This window comes from Mesorhizobium sp. 43Arga, assembly GCF_053714255.1.
In genome coordinates this window covers 1-16,109 of the sequence record NZ_JBSKBO010000027.1, presented here as the reverse complement: position 1 = coordinate 16,109, position 16,109 = coordinate 1, and the positions used below count along the sequence as shown (strand labels likewise).

Annotated in this window: 13 protein-coding genes and 5 pseudogenes; 7 read left to right on the top strand and 11 right to left on the bottom strand. The window is 61.6% G+C overall.

The window, feature by feature from the left end:
• Positions 1 to 24: 24 nt before the first annotated feature.
• The 6 genes from ACWGS8_RS34465 to ACWGS8_RS34440 form a co-directional block, all read right to left on the bottom strand.
• Positions 25 to 1,080 carry a hypothetical protein gene (locus ACWGS8_RS34465; RefSeq protein ID WP_454585097.1) on the bottom strand — a complete coding sequence of 352 codons (1,056 nt, stop codon included), beginning with the start codon at positions 1,078 to 1,080 and terminating at the stop codon, positions 25 to 27.
• Between the two features lie 242 nt (positions 1,081 to 1,322).
• Complete coding sequence (locus tag ACWGS8_RS34460; protein WP_454585096.1) at positions 1,323 to 1,760, bottom strand: hypothetical protein; 438 nt, start codon at positions 1,758 to 1,760, stop codon at positions 1,323 to 1,325.
• A 330-nt stretch (positions 1,761 to 2,090) separates the two neighbouring features.
• Entirely contained in the window at positions 2,091 to 2,354 is a 264-nt protein-coding gene (locus tag ACWGS8_RS34455) for a hypothetical protein (RefSeq protein ID WP_454585095.1), read from the bottom strand.
• Between the two features lie 93 nt (positions 2,355 to 2,447).
• Positions 2,448 to 3,092: a DUF1403 family protein gene (locus tag ACWGS8_RS34450; protein ID WP_454585094.1), complete on the bottom strand. Its 645-nt coding sequence runs from the start codon at positions 3,090 to 3,092 to the stop codon at positions 2,448 to 2,450.
• A 528-nt stretch (positions 3,093 to 3,620) separates the two neighbouring features.
• Complete coding sequence (locus ACWGS8_RS34445; protein ID WP_454585093.1) at positions 3,621 to 4,064, bottom strand: plasmid maintenance toxin (PemK-like); 444 nt, start codon at positions 4,062 to 4,064, stop codon at positions 3,621 to 3,623.
• Positions 4,051 to 4,323 carry a type II toxin-antitoxin system Phd/YefM family antitoxin gene (locus ACWGS8_RS34440; protein ID WP_454585092.1) on the bottom strand — a complete coding sequence of 91 codons (273 nt, stop codon included), beginning with the start codon at positions 4,321 to 4,323 and terminating at the stop codon, positions 4,051 to 4,053. The genes ACWGS8_RS34445 and ACWGS8_RS34440 overlap by 14 nt, the downstream gene beginning before the upstream one ends.
• 486 nt (positions 4,324 to 4,809) lie before the next feature.
• Here ACWGS8_RS34440 and ACWGS8_RS34435 point away from each other — a divergent pair.
• From ACWGS8_RS34435 to ACWGS8_RS34415, 5 genes and pseudogenes are all read left to right on the top strand, one after another.
• Positions 4,810 to 5,965 (top strand): annotated as a pseudogene (locus ACWGS8_RS34435) (site-specific integrase).
• A 745-nt stretch (positions 5,966 to 6,710) separates the two neighbouring features.
• Positions 6,711 to 7,928 carry a plasmid partitioning protein RepA gene (repA, locus tag ACWGS8_RS34430; RefSeq protein ID WP_454585091.1) on the top strand — a complete coding sequence of 406 codons (1,218 nt, stop codon included), beginning with the start codon at positions 6,711 to 6,713 and terminating at the stop codon, positions 7,926 to 7,928.
• A complete protein-coding gene (repB, locus tag ACWGS8_RS34425) occupies positions 7,925 to 8,968 on the top strand; it encodes a plasmid partitioning protein RepB (protein WP_454585090.1) in 1,044 nt (347 codons plus the stop codon). Before repA ends, repB begins: the two co-directional genes overlap by 4 nt.
• A gap of 196 nt (positions 8,969 to 9,164) precedes the next feature.
• Positions 9,165 to 10,508, top strand: a complete 1,344-nt coding sequence (repC, locus tag ACWGS8_RS34420) for a plasmid replication protein RepC (RefSeq protein WP_454585089.1) — start codon at positions 9,165 to 9,167, stop codon at positions 10,506 to 10,508.
• Between the two features lie 88 nt (positions 10,509 to 10,596).
• Positions 10,597 to 10,782 (top strand): hypothetical protein, encoded by a 186-nt coding sequence (locus ACWGS8_RS34415; RefSeq protein ID WP_454585088.1) that lies wholly within the window; start codon positions 10,597 to 10,599, stop codon positions 10,780 to 10,782.
• 28 nt (positions 10,783 to 10,810) lie between these two features.
• Here ACWGS8_RS34415 and ACWGS8_RS34410 read toward each other — a convergent pair whose 3' ends face one another.
• From ACWGS8_RS34410 to ACWGS8_RS34400, 3 genes and pseudogenes are all read right to left on the bottom strand, one after another.
• The gene (locus ACWGS8_RS34410) at positions 10,811 to 11,008 is read right to left on the bottom strand and encodes a hypothetical protein (protein ID WP_454585087.1); all 198 of its coding nucleotides are present in this window, start codon (positions 11,006 to 11,008) and stop codon (positions 10,811 to 10,813) included.
• A gap of 135 nt (positions 11,009 to 11,143) precedes the next feature.
• On the bottom strand, positions 11,144 to 11,560 hold the full coding sequence (locus ACWGS8_RS34405) for a hypothetical protein (protein ID WP_454585086.1): 417 nt from the start codon (positions 11,558 to 11,560) through the stop codon (positions 11,144 to 11,146).
• A gap of 75 nt (positions 11,561 to 11,635) precedes the next feature.
• Positions 11,636 to 12,675: pseudogene (locus tag ACWGS8_RS34400) on the bottom strand (tyrosine-type recombinase/integrase).
• Positions 12,676 to 12,787: 112 nt separating this feature from the next.
• On the opposite strand from ACWGS8_RS34400, the pseudogene ACWGS8_RS34395 reads away from it, so the two are divergent.
• Positions 12,788 to 13,746: pseudogene (locus ACWGS8_RS34395) on the top strand (DUF1403 family protein).
• A gap of 10 nt (positions 13,747 to 13,756) precedes the next feature.
• Positions 13,757 to 14,442 (top strand): annotated as a pseudogene (gene scpB, locus ACWGS8_RS34390) (SMC-Scp complex subunit ScpB).
• 287 nt (positions 14,443 to 14,729) lie between these two features.
• Here scpB and ACWGS8_RS34385 read toward each other — a convergent pair.
• Together ACWGS8_RS34385 and ACWGS8_RS34380 are read right to left on the bottom strand one after the other, a co-directional pair.
• Positions 14,730 to 15,002, bottom strand: a complete 273-nt coding sequence (locus ACWGS8_RS34385; protein ID WP_454585106.1) for a MucR family transcriptional regulator — start codon at positions 15,000 to 15,002, stop codon at positions 14,730 to 14,732.
• Positions 14,982 to 15,356: pseudogene (locus tag ACWGS8_RS34380) on the bottom strand (IS6 family transposase); the annotation flags it as partial. The gene ACWGS8_RS34385 and the pseudogene ACWGS8_RS34380, both read right to left, overlap by 21 nt.
• Between the last annotated feature and the right edge of the window lie 753 nt (positions 15,357 to 16,109).

Here is a 16,109-nt window from a genome sequence, read left to right as displayed (position 1 = left end):
GGCGGTCCGCTGTCGGCTCGCGCGCTACCGGCTGTCCATGGCAACATCTTCGAGGTACTGATGCCACCCGTGCATGACCTCAATTGGCTCGGCCATGATATCCTCCAACAGGTCGATCTCCTTCCTGATCTGGTCAAACATCTCCAGGGCTGCCAGGGCCGGCCGTTTGGCGCCAATCGACTTGGCCCGCTTTCTCCAGCTCTCGAACGGCAACTGCGAGTGTCTGGGTTTCCAGCCAGGCAGCAGGCGGGCATTGAGATCGATCAACACTTTCGTTCCTCGCGCCATCGCGAGCGCGTCCACATCAAGCGGCTTGGGTGGGAGGCCCTTCGCCTTCAGCGCCTTGTCGCCATCGCGGCGAAAGCGAACGATTGCGGCGATCGTGTCAGCTTCCAGCTGGATCGTCCGCAGCGTATCGACAGGGTCGTCTGTTCCCGAGCGTCCCCTGGCGATGATGCCGAAGGCCGACTCCGCCTGGTCGACTCGAAACAACAAATGCGCGCTCAACGCTCGCTCGACCGACATCGGCGGTTGCGGACACGCCGCGAACAACCGATCGCGTAGTCCGGTCATATCGACCTTGGCTCTACGGTACTTCGTGGTTACCAGCTCCGGCAATAGACGACGTGCCGCATCGCTGACCACTTCGGGTTCCCAGCGCAGATGGCGCTGCGCACCTAGGAGCGACTCGAGCAGCCCAACAGCCAGGCGAAAATACAGATTTGCGAGCTGCCCGATGATCGGATCGTCGCGGAGCCCCACATGATAGAGTTGGTTCCGGTACTCGTGCAGGATTGCCATCGCCCGGACCTGATCGGGCGGAATGCGACCGAGCTCTTTCAGAAATTGGATCTTCCTGTCGAAGGCGCGACCACGTGCGTCGCTGCGCTGTTCCGGGGTGAGCCTGTGGGAATTCCTGTGCCGATCCTCGAACAATAGGTCAGCGCACTTTTGATGGCACATGAGCTCCAGGCCATTGTCGACGAGGATCAGTGCGATCCGCCCATTGAGCGGGTGATCAATCGCCAGTTCAGCGAGTGCGCGGTCCAGTTGTTCTACGATGGGAACGATCGATCGCACAGATCTTCTCCTATCGCGCGCCGCGGCCCTGACATTTTCAACTCGCCGCACCTTACATTATTTGACCCGCCGCATTCGGACAGCTTCCGATAGTCAAAAGGAGTTCGCGTCTTGAACAATCCGCTCCCCTTTGAGCTAGTGTCCGCGGTCGAGGCTCTGTGGCGTCACGATGGTCCGGTGGCTGGCAATCTATATGCGGCCCTCGCCTTTGTGAGGCTTCGGGAAGCCTGCCAGCGGCTCTATCAGTCAGCGGGATCGAAGGAAGCCGTGTCGCCCTCAGCCAAGCCCTCTACGGTCTCGGATTTCGATGGAGCGACGACGCACCAGCCCGCTTCGCTGTCTCCCCGGCTATCGCAGCGGGACGCCTTGACCAAGCCTTCAGGCAGACGGAATCGCACTTGGTACATCTCTGTCCGCTTGATCTCGGCGACGATGTCCCCGAACTGCGTTTTGGACCCAATGCCATTCGAAACTTCACGGCAGAGGAGCTGAACGATCTTCTCGACCCCGACGGGTTGTCGCGAAAACGGCCCGGCTGGCGTTTCGACAGCCAGCGCTTCAGCCGGTTTGCGTGGCTTGTCGTCGACGAGATCGTGGTTCTCCCCGGAAAATCCGGGGGTCGCGTTCTCCCCGGACTGTTCGTCGATCTGCGACAGGATTTCGGGCGGATCGAACCGCACAAGAGACGCTTCCCCGCTCCGGTCGAAGCCGCACTCTTTGCGCTACTGACGGCGCCCTGGGAGGATGTCACGAGCTATTCCGACTTGGATTGGCGTCCCTTTCGCGTGCCATGGGTCCATACTCTGTCGAACGATCTGTTCGCGCGCCGACCGACGCCGCCCGATGCCGACACGCTGTCGTGGGAACCGGACTTCTACGAAGATGAGGACGGTGCTATGGTGGAGGTTGAACGACCTATGCGGTTGCCCCTGACCGACGCTGCGATCCCCCAAACAGCCTATCTGGATGATGCAGCCTGGACTGAACTCATGGAGGCTCGACGGTCCCCGCTATTTCATGGCCCGATCGAGCACTTCGCCATCCGGGCATTCGCGGGTGACGGGATCGACGAATTTCTCGCGCATATCACCGTGATCGAGGCAGCGCTGGGACAGCCGATCGACCATGACCCGAGGAAGCGCCCGAAAATCACCGGACAACGGCGCCAGGGCGCGACAGCAAGGGTCGCATGGCGCTTGGCGGAGCTCCTGGACGATGCCTCCGCCGGCGACCGATACCTTGCGCTTTTCAAGCAGAGAATCGATTTCCTTCATGGCCACGCGATGCAGGACATACCGAGTCAGGTTCGACTAGATGCCCGACGGCTTGCGCGCCGATGCGTGTTTGCCTTGATCGGCGCAGCAACCTCACCGTCGCCTCCAGAAAAATGCCTTCCTGAGCGAACTACTGCAACGCGGTTCGTCGCAGGCTTTGGACCAGAATGCCGCGGGTGGCGGCCTCGATGACTCGCGTATTTGATTGGAGGCTCTGTGTGGTAGAGGACGTGGATTTGGCAAATGTCGGCGCATCGTCCGAAAGGTTCTTTCGGCTCTACCAGACGCACTGCGTCTCGCCGAGCCGCGACACACTGTTTTCGCTCCTGGAGCCTCACCGTCCCAATGGAGGCCCAGCTGGTCGACGATCCTTTCGAGCCGATCGGCGCTGGCGATTGGCGGCTGCAGCGCCAACTGCCGCCAGGCGCCAAAAATGGCGCCGGCGGGACCGGGGTCGGCGCCGGCCGGGCAATGCTGCCAGGCGTCACGCAGGGCGGCTTCGTCCTCGGCGCGGCCAGCGAGCCGCATGCTGGCGGCGGCGCATTTGAGCGCCAGCCGCTGACGCCAGGCGCCGACCCAGGCCGGCTGAGCGCGGGCAAGCGTGTCGAGCGAAGCCAGGGCGGCGCCGGCCCGGAAGGCGGCGTCCGCATCGTTGAGCGCGCCGGCGCTTGTCAGCGCCCAGGCCGGGACGGTGGGCGGCACGGCGGGACTGGCGGTCGCGGGATCAAGGCGAATCATGCTTTCGAGGGTAAACTGCTCGTGCGCTTTTCACCATCATTTTCGCGCCAAAACGCACAGCCTGTCGTCGGCGCAAAACGAATGATAATGTTGCATTATCATTCGTTTTGAAAAACGCGCTCAGAGATGGCCCTGTCGCGCGCGTTTCATCGCCGGACAGCCCCATTTCCGCGCCAGATCGACGAGAATTCGCGTTCATTGAGCGGACCGGGTTGCGCTTGATCCCCGGACAGAGGCAGCGGTAGCCTCTCTCGTCGACCAGAATGCGGAAATCGACGCCAATCGGGCTTGCGGACGAAATCTCGCGCAGCCCTGTGCGGTCGGCTGGAGCGGAATTCGTGAGACTGCGTGAAAAGCGCGTGGGTCTCATGAAATCTGCATCGGTTTTCGTGAGACTGTGCACAGTGCCCGGGCTCGCTTCCGCTCGGCCAAGAGCCCGGCAAATCACCGCCGCCGGGGCCTTGGAAATGACGCCCCGCCTTGCCTGCCCCCTCCCCTCTTCCGCAAGCACTCGGCCGCCGGCGGACGTCACTCCGTGCGCGCCACGCTCCGGTGCGGACCGGTCGCAACCTCGCCGCGCGCGATCGCCACAAAGCGGCGCTTCACCGTGGCGAACAGGCCCGGCGTCAGCGCGCCGTAATAGCCGCTCTCGCTGTCGACGGCGCGCAGATCCGGGCCCGGCCAGACAAAGCGGTTGCTTTCGGTCAGCACGATCCAGGAGCGCTCGTGGTCGAGCCGCAGTCGGTTCTTGACCTCAGGCGGAATCTCGATCGCGTCGGCCGGATCATCTGGCGGCGTATGCGTGATCGGCAAGACGCGCACCACCGGCTGGCCCTCCTCCGTCGTCTGGACGATCGCCAGGACCAGGCAGGGTCGGTCCTTGTCGCCCTCCTCCCGGCCTTCGCGGTGCTGCCAGTCCCACAGGTAGGCGTAGCGAAAAACCCAGCCGACCCGGACCTCAGTCGGCAGCATGCTTGCCGGCGGAGGCGTTGAGTTGCTCGCTCTCCGGCGTCATTTCCGACGCTTCGATCGCGGCGATCTCGGCCTCGCTCAGATCGACCGTGCGCTGGACGCGACGGTCGCGCTTCGACAGCCGCAAAAAGTCCTCATAGGCCATCAGGACGGTGCGCGGACGGCCGTTTTTGGTGATCACCACCGGCTCGCGCACGGCGGCATCCTGATAGGCGCCGAAATTCTTGGAGACTTCGGCGGCGGTGACGGTGGAACTCATCAGTCAACTCCTTTGTTCCGTAATATACGGAAATCCCGGTAATCCCGCAACAAGTTTTCGCCATAACCCTTCCCCCGCCCGCATGCCGGACGCAGCTTCAATTGAAACCATCCTGGCCGGCTCGATCCTGCCTCGGCGGGCGCAGGCATCATCCCTGCCCTCGCGGCAGCCTTCCCGGGCTTTGAATTCAGCTCTGCGCATATCGGCGACGATGATTGGCGCGCGACACCCGCTCAGTCATTCGCCCGGACGCGGCATTGGCTCCCGGGCACTCCAGTCGAAGAGGAAACCCGCCGCGCGCTGCAACGGTAATCTCGAAGTTATCCCGCGGCCCGCGAGCGACATGACGCGCGCGGGCAACGTCGCGTGCGACGAGCAACAAAGTGCTGCGCGTTTTGCAGGTGATCGTTGGTGGACAAATCGGCCCGTAGATCGCACCTTAGGTCGCACAGAATCGTACGCCATGACATTCCGACAACGAGATTGATGGGCAATCCCCGCCATTTTATGAAACGCACCGATCCGGCCGAGACCGATGATTTGCCGGACATTGTCGATCTCGTGATGGAGATGGGCCATCCGACGCAGCATGAGCAGCGCGGTGGCGACGAGGGAGTCCCCTCCCCTTCTCTGCCGGTTCGAGCAAAGCGACAAGAACGGTTGCCAGGGCACGTCGAGCGCCTGGCGGAGCGCGCCCGCGACTATGTCGAGGCGGCGAGCTCAGCCAACACACGTCGCGCCTACGCCGCGGATTGGAAACATTTTTGCGCCTGGTGCCGTCGCCAGTCTTTTGAGCCGCTGCCTCCGGACCCGCAGATCGTCGGTCTCTACATCACAGCGCAGGCCTCGGCGCGAGGAGCAGACAAAAAGTCGGTATCGACGATCGAGCGTCGCCTGTCGTCCTTGACCTGGAACTATGCACAACGCGGCCAGCCGCTCGATCGGAAAGATCGCCATATCGCCACCGTGATGGCCGGTATCCGCAACAAACACGCCTCCCCTCCCCGGCAGAAGGAGGCCGTGCTGCGACGATTTGGTCGCCATGCTGGAGACCCTCGACCGCGGCACGCTGCGGGGCTTGCGCGACCGCGCCATGCTGCTCCTTGGCTTCGCCGGTGGTCTGCGGCGCTCCGAAATCGTCGGTCTCGATGTCGGCCGCGACCAGACGGAAGACGGCAGCGGCTGGATTGAATTTTTCCCGGACAAGGGTGTGCTGGTGAACTTACGGGGCAAGACCGGCTGGCGCGAAGTCGAGGTCGGCCGCGGCTCTTCCGACGCCACCTGCCCGGTCGTCGCCCTGCAGACCTGGCTGAGACTGGCCCGCATCGCGCATGGGCCGTTGTTTCGGCGCGTTACCGGCCAGGGCAAAGCCATCGGTGCGGACCGCCTCAACGACCAGGAAGTCGCCCGCCTGGTCAAGCGCACGGCATTGGCCGCCGGCGTGCGTGGCGATCTGTCCGAGGGCGAGCGCGGTCAGAAGTTTTCCGGGCATTCACTGCGCGCCGGCCTCGCCTCCTCGGCCGAGGTCGATGAGCGCTATGTGCAGAAGCAACTCGGCCACGCCTCCGCAGAGATGACGCGCAAATACCAGCGCCGGCGCGATCGGTTCCGTGTCAATCTCACCAAGGCAAGCGGGCTGTAAGGGCAAAATGCCCGCTCTCTGTCCTTCTGCCAAATCTCTCGAGGCTTAAATGGCGTGGCGCGTCAGCTACTGAATATTGGTCCACCCCTTTACGCTGACACGGCATCCCCTGAAAAAAATCGCTTGGTCGTTTGGCCGCTGGATACACTCATCCCAGGGGTAGGCACGATCTTGCATCCGACAATGCAGTCCATTGAGTTTACTGTCGCCGCGTACATCACTTCGCCTGCCAACTCGACTTGTTGCCGATCCGTCCGAGACCGCCTGTGACACTCAGCACAAGGCACTGAGAATGACGAATAGACTTGCCGTGCAGTCGCAGGGGCCCTGCTGGTCGCAAAGACGCTGAACGCTGACATTCGACGATCAGGCGAGACACATGCCGCAATGGTGGCCGACGGTCCGTGAGTGGGAGGGCTGGGTACACGTTTGTTGGGGAGAGGATGCACGGGCTGGCGATGTCAAAGCAGATAGGGAGCCAAATTCCAATGCGTAGGGGTGAACTCTGATTCTCCCGCTGTCAGTCAGCTGTTGCGATTCGCGACGATTGGACCCGCCTAGATGCCTCAAAGGATTCCGAGTTAGCCGCGGCTAACTGCAGATAAGCTCGTCGTTTGAGCCCGTTAGTAATCTGTTAACCCTTAATTTGTTGCAGGATAGAAAGAATCGGGCATAGTCTCGTACTTGCGGAGTCTTTCGCATTCTCGCAAAAATTCCGCAACTGACGTTAAATTGGAAGAAGTCGATGGGCATCCCCGCAACCATAGAGGCCAGCGCGCCACAAGATGAGCTAAAGACGCTCATTCAGCGGCACTCCGCTGCGTTGGCTAACCAGCTCCAAGCCCACCACCTCAGCACTTTCCCACCAAACGCTGAAAAGGGGATACGAAACTTCTCCCCAGCTGAAACAGCAAAGCTCATAGGAATCACCGAAGGTTACCTTCGACAAATCGCTACTGAAATGCCGGACGATGTCTCGACCATCTCGACCGGTGGCCGTCGATCCTACCCGGTCGAGGCCATACACCAAGTTCGCAAATACCTCGACTCCGGAGCCCGTGGAAACCGTCGTTACCTACCTTGGCGCACAAACGACGAGCAGCTTCAGGTCGTGACAGTCATGAACTTTAAGGGAGGGTCGGGAAAAACGACTACCACAGCGCACCTCGCCCAATATCTGGCGCTGAGGGGCTATCGTGTCCTCTCGATTGACCTCGACCCGCAGGCCAGTCTCTCGGCGCTTTTCGGACACCAGCCGGAACTCGACGTCGGCCCCAATGAAACCCTTTACGGGGCGATCCGATACGACGACGAGAAGCGTCCGACTGCGGAAATCGTTCGTGCGACCTACATTCCGGACCTTCATTTGATACCCGGCAATCTCGAGCTCATGGAGTTCGAGCACGATACCCCAAAAGCGCTCATGGCTCGGGCGCCGGGTGACACTCTTTTTTTCGCCCGGATCGGTCAAGCGCTCTCACAGGTGCAGAAGCTTTATGATGTTGTGGTGATCGATTGCCCCCCGCAGCTTGGATTTCTAACCATGTCGGCGCTGACGGCAGCAACATCTGTCCTAATCACGGTGCATCCGCAGATGCTCGACGTGATGTCGATGAACCAGTTCCTCGCTATGACCGGCGATTTGCTTGACGAAATCAGCAGGGCAGGCGCGTCGTCGCAATACCTATGGATGAAGTACCTCATAACGCGGTTCGAACCGAGCGACGGTCCGCAGAACCAAATGGTTGCATTCTTGCGCTCGATCTTTGGAGACCATGTACTCAATCATCCAATGCTAAAGAGCACCGCCATTTCAGACGCCGGGCTCACCAATCAGACCATTTTTGAGGTGGACCGAAGCCAGTTCACGCGCTCGACTTATGATCGGGCGATCGAATCGGTCGAACAGGTCAATTCGGAGATCGAGGCCCTCATCAAGAAAGCGTGGGGGAGAGGTTCATGAGTCGGAAGCAGATTTTTGCAAACCTGACGCCCGTCCCGTCGGAGTCTGGCTATGAAGCTGCTGGTGAAGACCGGCAGGATACGTCAACGCCGCGCCGGCCATCCCGAATGCGGCCATTGATGGGTTCGCCAGATCTGATCGAAGACGGTGGACGTTCTCCCGTTGGCGCACTGGGGCAATCCCTCGGCGAGTTGAGTGAGCGCGCCAAGCGAGCTGACGAAATCGAAAAGAAGCTCATTTCAGGCCAGGTCATGGTCGAAATGGACCCAACGATCATTGAGCCCTCGTTCATTCCGGATCGCATGCCGACGGATGATGAGGACTTCAGAGGATTCGTCGAAGCGATAGGAAGGGAAGGGCAGCAGGTTCCAATCCTAGTGCGGCCTCATCCTGAAAAAACAGGAAAATATCAGGTTGCGTTTGGACATCGCCGACTGCGCGCTGCACTAGAACTAGGCATCCCGGTTAAGGCAATCGTTCGTAGCCTTACTGACCGGGACCTCGTCGTAGCCCAAGGCCAGGAGAATAACGAACGCCAGGACCTCTCCTATATCGAAAAAGTTCGCTTCGCGCAGAAGCTCGAACAACAGTTTCCGCGGGACGTTATCATGTCTGCACTCTCGGTCTACAAGAGCGACCTTTCGAATATGCTATCGGTCGCCGCCAAGATACCGATCGACCTTATCGATGCGATTGGCCCAGCGCACGGAGTCGGACGACGCAATTGGATGGCCCTCGCGGATGCACTCGAATCTGACAAGCAACGAGTCCAGAAAGTGCGCGAAGTTGCCGGCCAGGTAGAATTTGCATCGCTCTCGTCGAAAGAACGGTTTGAGACTGTCGCTCAGTCATTGCGGGACGCTCCGCTACCTCGCGAAGCAGAAGCCCTAGTATCCTCGTCCGGGAACGAGATCGGGCGGCTCGTCCAAACCAAGCAAAAGGTCACGCTCACGATCGACCGGCGCACGTCGCCGGAGTTCGCTGAGTTTGTTATGCGTGATGTGCCCCGCCTCTTCGACGACCATCTGAAGAGTCGATAGGTATCAACACGATGCGAGAAAGATAGGAGTTTTAACCAGAGCAAAAGAAAAAGGCCCCCGAAGCAACGTCCGGAAGCCCTTCTCCAAGTTAGCACCTAGAGAATCGCATTTCCGCGAATCACAGTCAAGGGTCCCGTTAGGGATTACCGTCGTTTCGGCGAGCGAATTTCTTTTGCCTAGCGATAGGTGGAAGAAAATGGGGACACATATCTCAACGACGCCCTTCGGGCGGCGGCCGATGACGCTTGGCATGATTTCAAGCCAAGTGGCCGCAAAGGCAATACCGGCGGACCTGACGGTTCACAAATGGCATGTCTTCCAGAACATCAAGGAAGCCAGAGGCGCCTTGGGCGCCACCGATCGCGCGCTGGCCATACTTGACGCCCTACTTTCGTTTCATCCGGAGACCGCGCTCTACGGTGATAGCGAGCTGATCGTCTGGCCGTCCAATGAGCAGTTGATCGGGCGCGCCAATGGCATGCCACCTGCGACGCTACGGCGGCACCTGGCCGTCTTGGTGGAGTGCGGCTTAATCATCCGTAGGGACAGCCCCAACGGCAAGCGCTACGCCCGGAAAGGGCAGGGGGGCGAGATCGAGCAAGCCTACGGCTTCGATATCTCGCCGATCGTGGCGCGCGCGGCGGAGTTCAAGGAGCTAGCGGAAGTCGTCCGAGCCGAGAAGAAGGCCTACCGGGTCGTCAAGGAACGGCTAACCATATGCCGCCGCGACGTTGTCAAGATGATAGACGCCGGCATCGAACAAGGCGTTCCGGCAAATTGGGGCAGGGTCCAGCAAACCTATCAAGCCATCGTAAGCCAGATTCCCCGTACAGCCCCCCGCCAAGCCCTCGAAGCAATCGCCGCCGAGCTCGAGGACCTCTGGGCTGAAGTGCGTGAGGCATTGGAATCATTCGTAAAAACAAAGAATATGAGCGCCAATGAGTCTCATAACGAGCGCCACATACAGAATTCAAATCCAGACTCTAAATCTGAATCTGAAAGTCGCTCACGAAATAAGCAAGAAGCGAGCGGCAGCGCTGCGGAAACCGACAACGTGCGGAGCCTGCCGAGGCGCGAACTGCCGTTGGGAATCGTGCTGGATGCCTGCCCGAACATGCTCTGGCTGGTGAAGGGCGGCAGCGGAATTCACAACTGGCGTGAATTTCTGGCGGCCGCCGAGGTTGCCAGGCCGACCATGGGCATCAGCCCGAGCGCCTGGGAGGAAGCGCGAACCGCGTTGGGTGAGCAGCAGGCGGCGATCACCATTGCCGCGATCTACCAGCGGCAAGACCAGATCAACAGCGCCGGCGGCTATTTGCGCAGCCTGACGGATCGGGCCAAGGCCGGAAAGTTCTCGGTCTGGCCGATGATAATGGCCCTGCTGCGGGCAAAGCTCGATGCGTCGAAAGCCGCCGGAAACGGAGCTGAAGCCGCTGCCGTCGATCTGGACATAGCGGGGAAGGTCGTTCGCACCGAATCGCGACTGGAAATTAGCGATGCATTGCGCCGCAGCCTCGACAAGCCGGGGCGCGGATCATGATGAGCCGAGCAGGCTCGATCCGCGCCATGGCGCTGGACAGTGGCTGGAGCGCTTGTTGGTAAGAGCGCCATATGCGAGCATCGAGGACATGAAAAACGAACACGACCGGGAACCGTCGCCCGATGAAACCCCCGTGATGGTGTGGTGGAACTCTCTTACCGAGGCCGATCGTGCGGATTGGCTGGCGCGTGCCGGCAGCGCCGTTCCAGCCGATGCCTGGGCGGCGTACAAGCGGAGCGAAGATCTTGATCGTCAGCCGCGGATCGTAAACTAAGACCTGTCCTGCAATGGGATGGAACCATTCACGGTGTGAGCGGTTCCGCGGGGAGACCAAGCCGCCTGATCGAGCAGGTTCTCGATCGGGCGGCTGTGTCGTCGTCGGTGAGGATCTCGGCCAGAACCTCGCGGCGGTTATACGGCAGCACCGAATCCAGTGTGTCGAGGGCCTCGGCGCGGCGCAGCGTTGCGTCGGAAGCGGGCTTGGGCAGATGCGCGTCCATCGCCGTGCTCAAAACAGATATTTTGCGTCGGCCCAGGCGAGCAGCACCGCCGCATCCCGGTCGGGCAACCGTATGCGTCCGGCACGAAGACCTTCGGCGATCGCGTCGCCGATGTCGGGATCGACCCAACGTGCGTCATGGAGAAAGAACCAGGCGAACGGCAGGCCGATTTTTTGGTCGATCGCCTCGATGCGTCTCCATCAGCCGATGCACGGAGACAGCTTCATCGGCAAGGAGTCGCTCGGACGGCATTTTGAGCGGCCGCGGAATAAAGCCGATCTCGCGTTTTTGGCCATAACCCTCGACGTCGTGGATGTCGAAGGCCCAGTGCCCAAAAATCCGGTGGGCGGACGCGCTCGAGCGCTCCCAGTCGGCGAAAAAGCGATTTTCGGGGGGGACAAAATCGAACCAGCCGGGATTGGCTTCCAGGAACGGAATGTCCCTCACACTCTCAGAGCCGACCTCGTGGATGACGCGGCTTTCCAGTTCGGGCCGGCGGGCCTCTCGCTGCTCGCGTTCGATGCGGGTGTCGGTTTTAATTCCCGATTTCAATTGAAGCGCTAAGTTGAAAATCGGGTCCGCATTTTTGACCTAACGATTTCACTTCCCCTGCAGGGGAGGGGGCTTTCAAAGTCCTGACGCCTTGGTGGGATTGGTGCGGAAGCGGTCGCGCCGCCGCTGATACTTGCGTGTCATCTCGGCCGAGGCATGGCCGAGCTGCTTCTGGACGTAGCGCTCCTCGATGTCGGCCGAGGAGGCGAGGCCGGCGCGCAGCGAGTGGTCGGAGAACAGCAGCCCACGTTCTTCTTCCGGAAGATCGGAGCGGACGCCGGCGGCGAGCGCGGTCTGCTTGACCAGGCGGGCGACGTGCTTGTCGGAGAGCCGCTCGACGTCGACGGTCTTGTTGTCCTTGAAGATGCGGCGGAAGAGGGGCCCCCTGGTGATGCGACCGAGCGGATCCAGCTCTCGAGGGCGACGACAGGGCAGGTCTGGTCGGAAGCGCCGCGGCCGACCTCGACCTCGCGCCAGCCGGTCTTGCCGCGCAGCGTCACCAGAACGCCCTGGCCGGGAAAGAACTCGATCCAGCCATGGCCATCGCTCTTGTCTTCGCGCACGACGTCCAGACCGACGATCTCGGAGCGCCGCAGGCCGCCGGCGAAGCCGAGGAGCAGGACGGCGCGATCGCGGAGACCCCTAAGATCGTGACCGAGCGTGGCGATCATCGCGATGAGATCGTCGCCGAGGACGGCTTCTTTCACGCGCGGCGGCTTAGCATGCTTGCGGCGGATGCCGGCGAGTACGGTGGCGATGTGGCGATCGGCCCGGTCCATGGAAAGGCCGCGCTGGGTAAAATTCCAGGAAAGGCCGGAGAGACGGCGCTCGATCGTCGAAACGGACAGCGCCGGGGCGCCGAGCTTCGCACCGCCGGCGGCGCAGGCGCTGATATAGAGCCCGATCACCTTCGAATCGGGGGGCAGGGGGTCGAAGCCGTTGCGCCGGCACCAGGACGTGAAATGCTTCCAGTCCTTGGCGTAGGCGTCGCGCGTGTTCTCCGATCTGGCGTTGTCGGCATAGTCCCTGGCGGTCTCGACCAGATCCTCTACGCGCGCCGGGACGCGAGGTGTGGGCTGGCCCATCTCCATGACGAGGTGGACGATATCGGGCATGTCGCCCTCAAGAGGGTCGCCGTCGAGCGAATTCTGGGCCGGGATTGACGGGCGGTGCGGTTCCCTAGGAAAAAGTTGGCATAAACCGCACGCGTCGACTATGCTCGGCGGCATGGATTCGCGCTCCCACTCCGCTCTCGAAGCTGCTGTTCCGTCGGCGCCCGTGCCGCCGCTGCCAGTCTGGGGTTTGTCGCGCGATCGCGATGTGAGCGAGGCGGACGCCGCCTTCGCCGCCGGCATCGCCCTGAAAGCGCTCGACGATCTCGTCCACGCCGAGCCGTCTTGGGCTGGCTGCTGGCGCCAGCGGCTGGCGCTCCGATGCGCGCTGGCCGCCGTGCAGCTGATCGGCCGCAACGAGGGCGAAGCGGGCTTGCGTGACGCGGTGGCTCTGACCGCGCCCGGCGACGATCCCGGCCCGGCCGGGACGATGGTTTTGGCCTTCCACAAGCTGGCGGCGAAAACGCGACCGATCGGCAGCAAGGTCTTGCAGGACCTGGCCGCACTGATCGGCTTGCGCAGCGACGGTCTGGACGAGATTGCCGATCGTTCGACGCCGCGCTGCAATCCGGCCGCTCAGCGCCCTTTGCCGTCGCTGACCTGGTAGCAAAAATCTGCGCCGCCTGACCCGACGCCGAAATTCTGGCCTGGTGGCTGGCCGATCGGCTGCTGGCGGAAATACTCGGCTGGACGTGTGGCATGCCGCTGTTGATGGGTGAACGCTACAGCGCGGCGTTCAAGACGATCGGCGGCGGCGGACGGGTGCGACCGGGCGAGCCCGGCTTTGCCCGGGCCGTGTGCCTGGCGCTGGTCGCGGCCACGGTCGAGGCTCTGCGGCAGGCCAATGACATCGGCCGGCGGGCCGAGAAACTGCTGGCGGCGGCGCCAAAAGTGCGGACCAAGGGCGCCGGCGTCGTCATTGAAAAGCTGCTCGACGAGGATGCCGTGCCGGCCGCAGCGCCGGGCAGCAATCTCTCCCGCTGGGCCGCCACCCGGCTGTTTGAACGGCTGGAAAGTTTTGGCGCGGTGCGTGAACTCTCCGGCCGGACCTCGTTCCGGATTTTTGGATTGTGAGGTGGCCGGTATGAGCGCGACGACGCAGCCACGCCGCAACGCCAAAAAGAATCCCCAGGACGATGTCCTGTTTGACCGGGAACTCGAGGATCTGCCGCGGGAGCTGCGCTGGCGCGAATGGATGCTGAGGCTGGAGGCCGTGATTTTTGCCGCCGCGGAACCGGTCAGCCGCGAGACGCTGGCGCGGGTGGTCGGCAAGGGCTGCAGCATCGATCTCGTCATCGACGATCTACGCGAGGAGTTGCGCGACAGGCCTTACGATATCGTCGCGGTCGCCGGCGGCTGGCAGCATCGAACGCGTTCGCGTCACGCCGCGGCGGTTCGCGCCTCGCAGGCGCCGACGCGGTCGTCCTCGGTGTCGCTGTCGGAGCATGAGGCCGCGCTGCTGGCGGCGATCGCCTATCTGCAGCCAGTGACGCGCGGCGAACTTCGAACATGTTCGGAAAGGAGGTGAGCCGCGACACGATCGCCAGCCTGCGCGACGCCGGCTTCCTCGGCTCCGGCCCGCGCAGCCCGACACCTGGCGCGCCCTACACCTATGTGACGACGAAGCATTTCCTGTCGTCGTTCGGTCTCGAGACGCTGCGCGAGCTGCCCGATCTCGAGCGGCTGGAGGACGCCGGTCTGCTCAGCCGACAAGCGCTCGAGGAGGTTGCACTTGCGGTGCAGGAGAGCGAAGCGTCTGAGGGCGACTGAGAGCACGATTTATCGAATAGCTCAGGTTCGGCCTGTCTCATGCGTTCGATCGACGACGTCGACCACGCTCCATAACACGCGCATAAGCTCCGAGCAGGGCTGCCACTTCCACGGGCTTTGGCTGGACGATCGGCTGAAGCGGGTGGCCGTGGCGGATGGCTGCGCGCCTTCCAGAATTCCATGTGGAGCAAGATTGTTTGCATGGGAAGGCGACGACTTCTCCCGCCTTTTCATATTCGGCGTAGCAGTAGTGGGCAGGTGCTACGCGCCGAATGACGGATCGGCGATCAATCAGCTGTGGTGTTCTTGCGGGTCCGCTTCGCAGGCCCTGGCTTTTCTGCTTCCTTGGGTTTGCGGCCGAGACCCATGGTCTTGGCCAATGCCGAACGTGCGGCTGCATAGTTTGGCGCGACCATCGGATAGTCCGCCGGCAGCCCCCTTTTCGCGCGGTATTCGTCCGGCGTCAGGCCATAGTCGGTAGACAGATGGCGCTTCAGAGATTTGAACTTCTCGCCGTCTTCCAGAACGGATCGCCCGTGATTTGACTGGCTGCCGTCGATGACGACGCGATCCGGTCGGCCATGACGCTCCAGCGCCTTTCTGAAGAAGCGCTTGGCCGCCGGCAGGTCGCGCTGCTCGCTGAACCAAAACTCGACTGTCTCGCCGACACTGTCGATGGCGCGATAGAGGTACATCCACTGGCCACGCACCTTGATGTAGGTCTCGTCGACATGCCATTTGCCGGTCACGCTACGCTTGCGCCGGTTGAAACGCTCGAGCAACAAGGGCGAGAAACGAACGGTCCAGCGGTGGATGGTCGTGTGATCGACCGTAATGCCGCGCTCGGCCAACATTGCACCCTCCGAAATGATCGAAGGCTCCGCGTGCGCTGGTACCTTGCAAAGCAGGATCACAGATTGGCCGAACTGACGGCCTTTTCAAAAGGTTGCAACAGATCCCGAGGACCAACACGCCCGGCAGATGGTCAAAACTGCGGCTTGATCCTGTCCGGTCCCAGGGGCGCACTCCAGCTTTTTGGTAGGATTGTCCAATAGGCCGGCTGTCTTTATGTGTCATACCTAGACGGCGTGAAATCTCTCCTCCAGACAATTTCCCGTTCGACCCGACGTCAAGACACAAATAATGTTGCGGGTCGGATCCAAGCATTCGTCCGGTGTCCGTCACAGAAAGTCGGGTCTCATCGGGGCTAAAGAGGTTCCTTTCGAATCCTGGGTTTGCAGCAGCGGACGGCTCATATCGCCCCCCAGTTGCCTCATGATGATGATCGGTATTGATCCAGATCGAGATGAAGGATCCTGCATTCATAGAAAGCTGAACGAATCGCGGGGCGACGATGCCGGGCATCAGCACCTCTGTCGTCAAAAGAGCTGTTCTGCTTGACCCCATAGCACTCAACGACCCGCGGAGCGCTCTCTGCTTCTGAAGGAAGCGATTAGGTCCGCTCGGGCTTGATCGGAGGCTTGGCTGATGGACGTTGTGGTTGCTTCGCTCAGCTGCCGCCCCATGGCGAGGCTTTGCGGATTATCAGTCCTCTGCCTCTTCGCCGGTACCAACAGCGCTGTGCAATGTTCGTTGTTGATGATCATGCCCCCGCTGCTCACGAGGTTGCTCCTGTCAAGTGTACTCGTCAGCTCGTCCTGGGCCTC

Bases quoted from the DNA above. Each gene is read 5' to 3' on its own strand.
- ACWGS8_RS34455 (WP_454585095.1), bottom strand. From the start codon at position 2,354: ATGAAGGAAATCGATTCTCTGCTTGAAAAGCGCAAGGTATCGGTCGCC.
- ACWGS8_RS34450 (WP_454585094.1), bottom strand. From the start codon at position 3,092: ATGATTCGCCTTGATCCCGCGACCGCCAGTCCCGCCGTGCCGCCCACC.
- ACWGS8_RS34445 (WP_454585093.1), bottom strand. From the start codon at position 4,064: ATGCTGCCGACTGAGGTCCGGGTCGGCTGGGTTTTTCGCTACGCCTAC.
- ACWGS8_RS34440 (WP_454585092.1), bottom strand. From the start codon at position 4,323: ATGAGTTCCACCGTCACCGCCGCCGAAGTCTCCAAGAATTTCGGCGCC.
- repA (WP_454585091.1), top strand. From the start codon at position 6,711: ATGGGCATCCCCGCAACCATAGAGGCCAGCGCGCCACAAGATGAGCTA.
- repB (WP_454585090.1), top strand. From the start codon at position 7,925: ATGAGTCGGAAGCAGATTTTTGCAAACCTGACGCCCGTCCCGTCGGAG.
- repC (WP_454585089.1), top strand. From the start codon at position 9,165: ATGGGGACACATATCTCAACGACGCCCTTCGGGCGGCGGCCGATGACG.
- ACWGS8_RS34415 (WP_454585088.1), top strand. From the start codon at position 10,597: ATGAAAAACGAACACGACCGGGAACCGTCGCCCGATGAAACCCCCGTG.
- ACWGS8_RS34410 (WP_454585087.1), bottom strand. From the start codon at position 11,008: ATGGACGCGCATCTGCCCAAGCCCGCTTCCGACGCAACGCTGCGCCGC.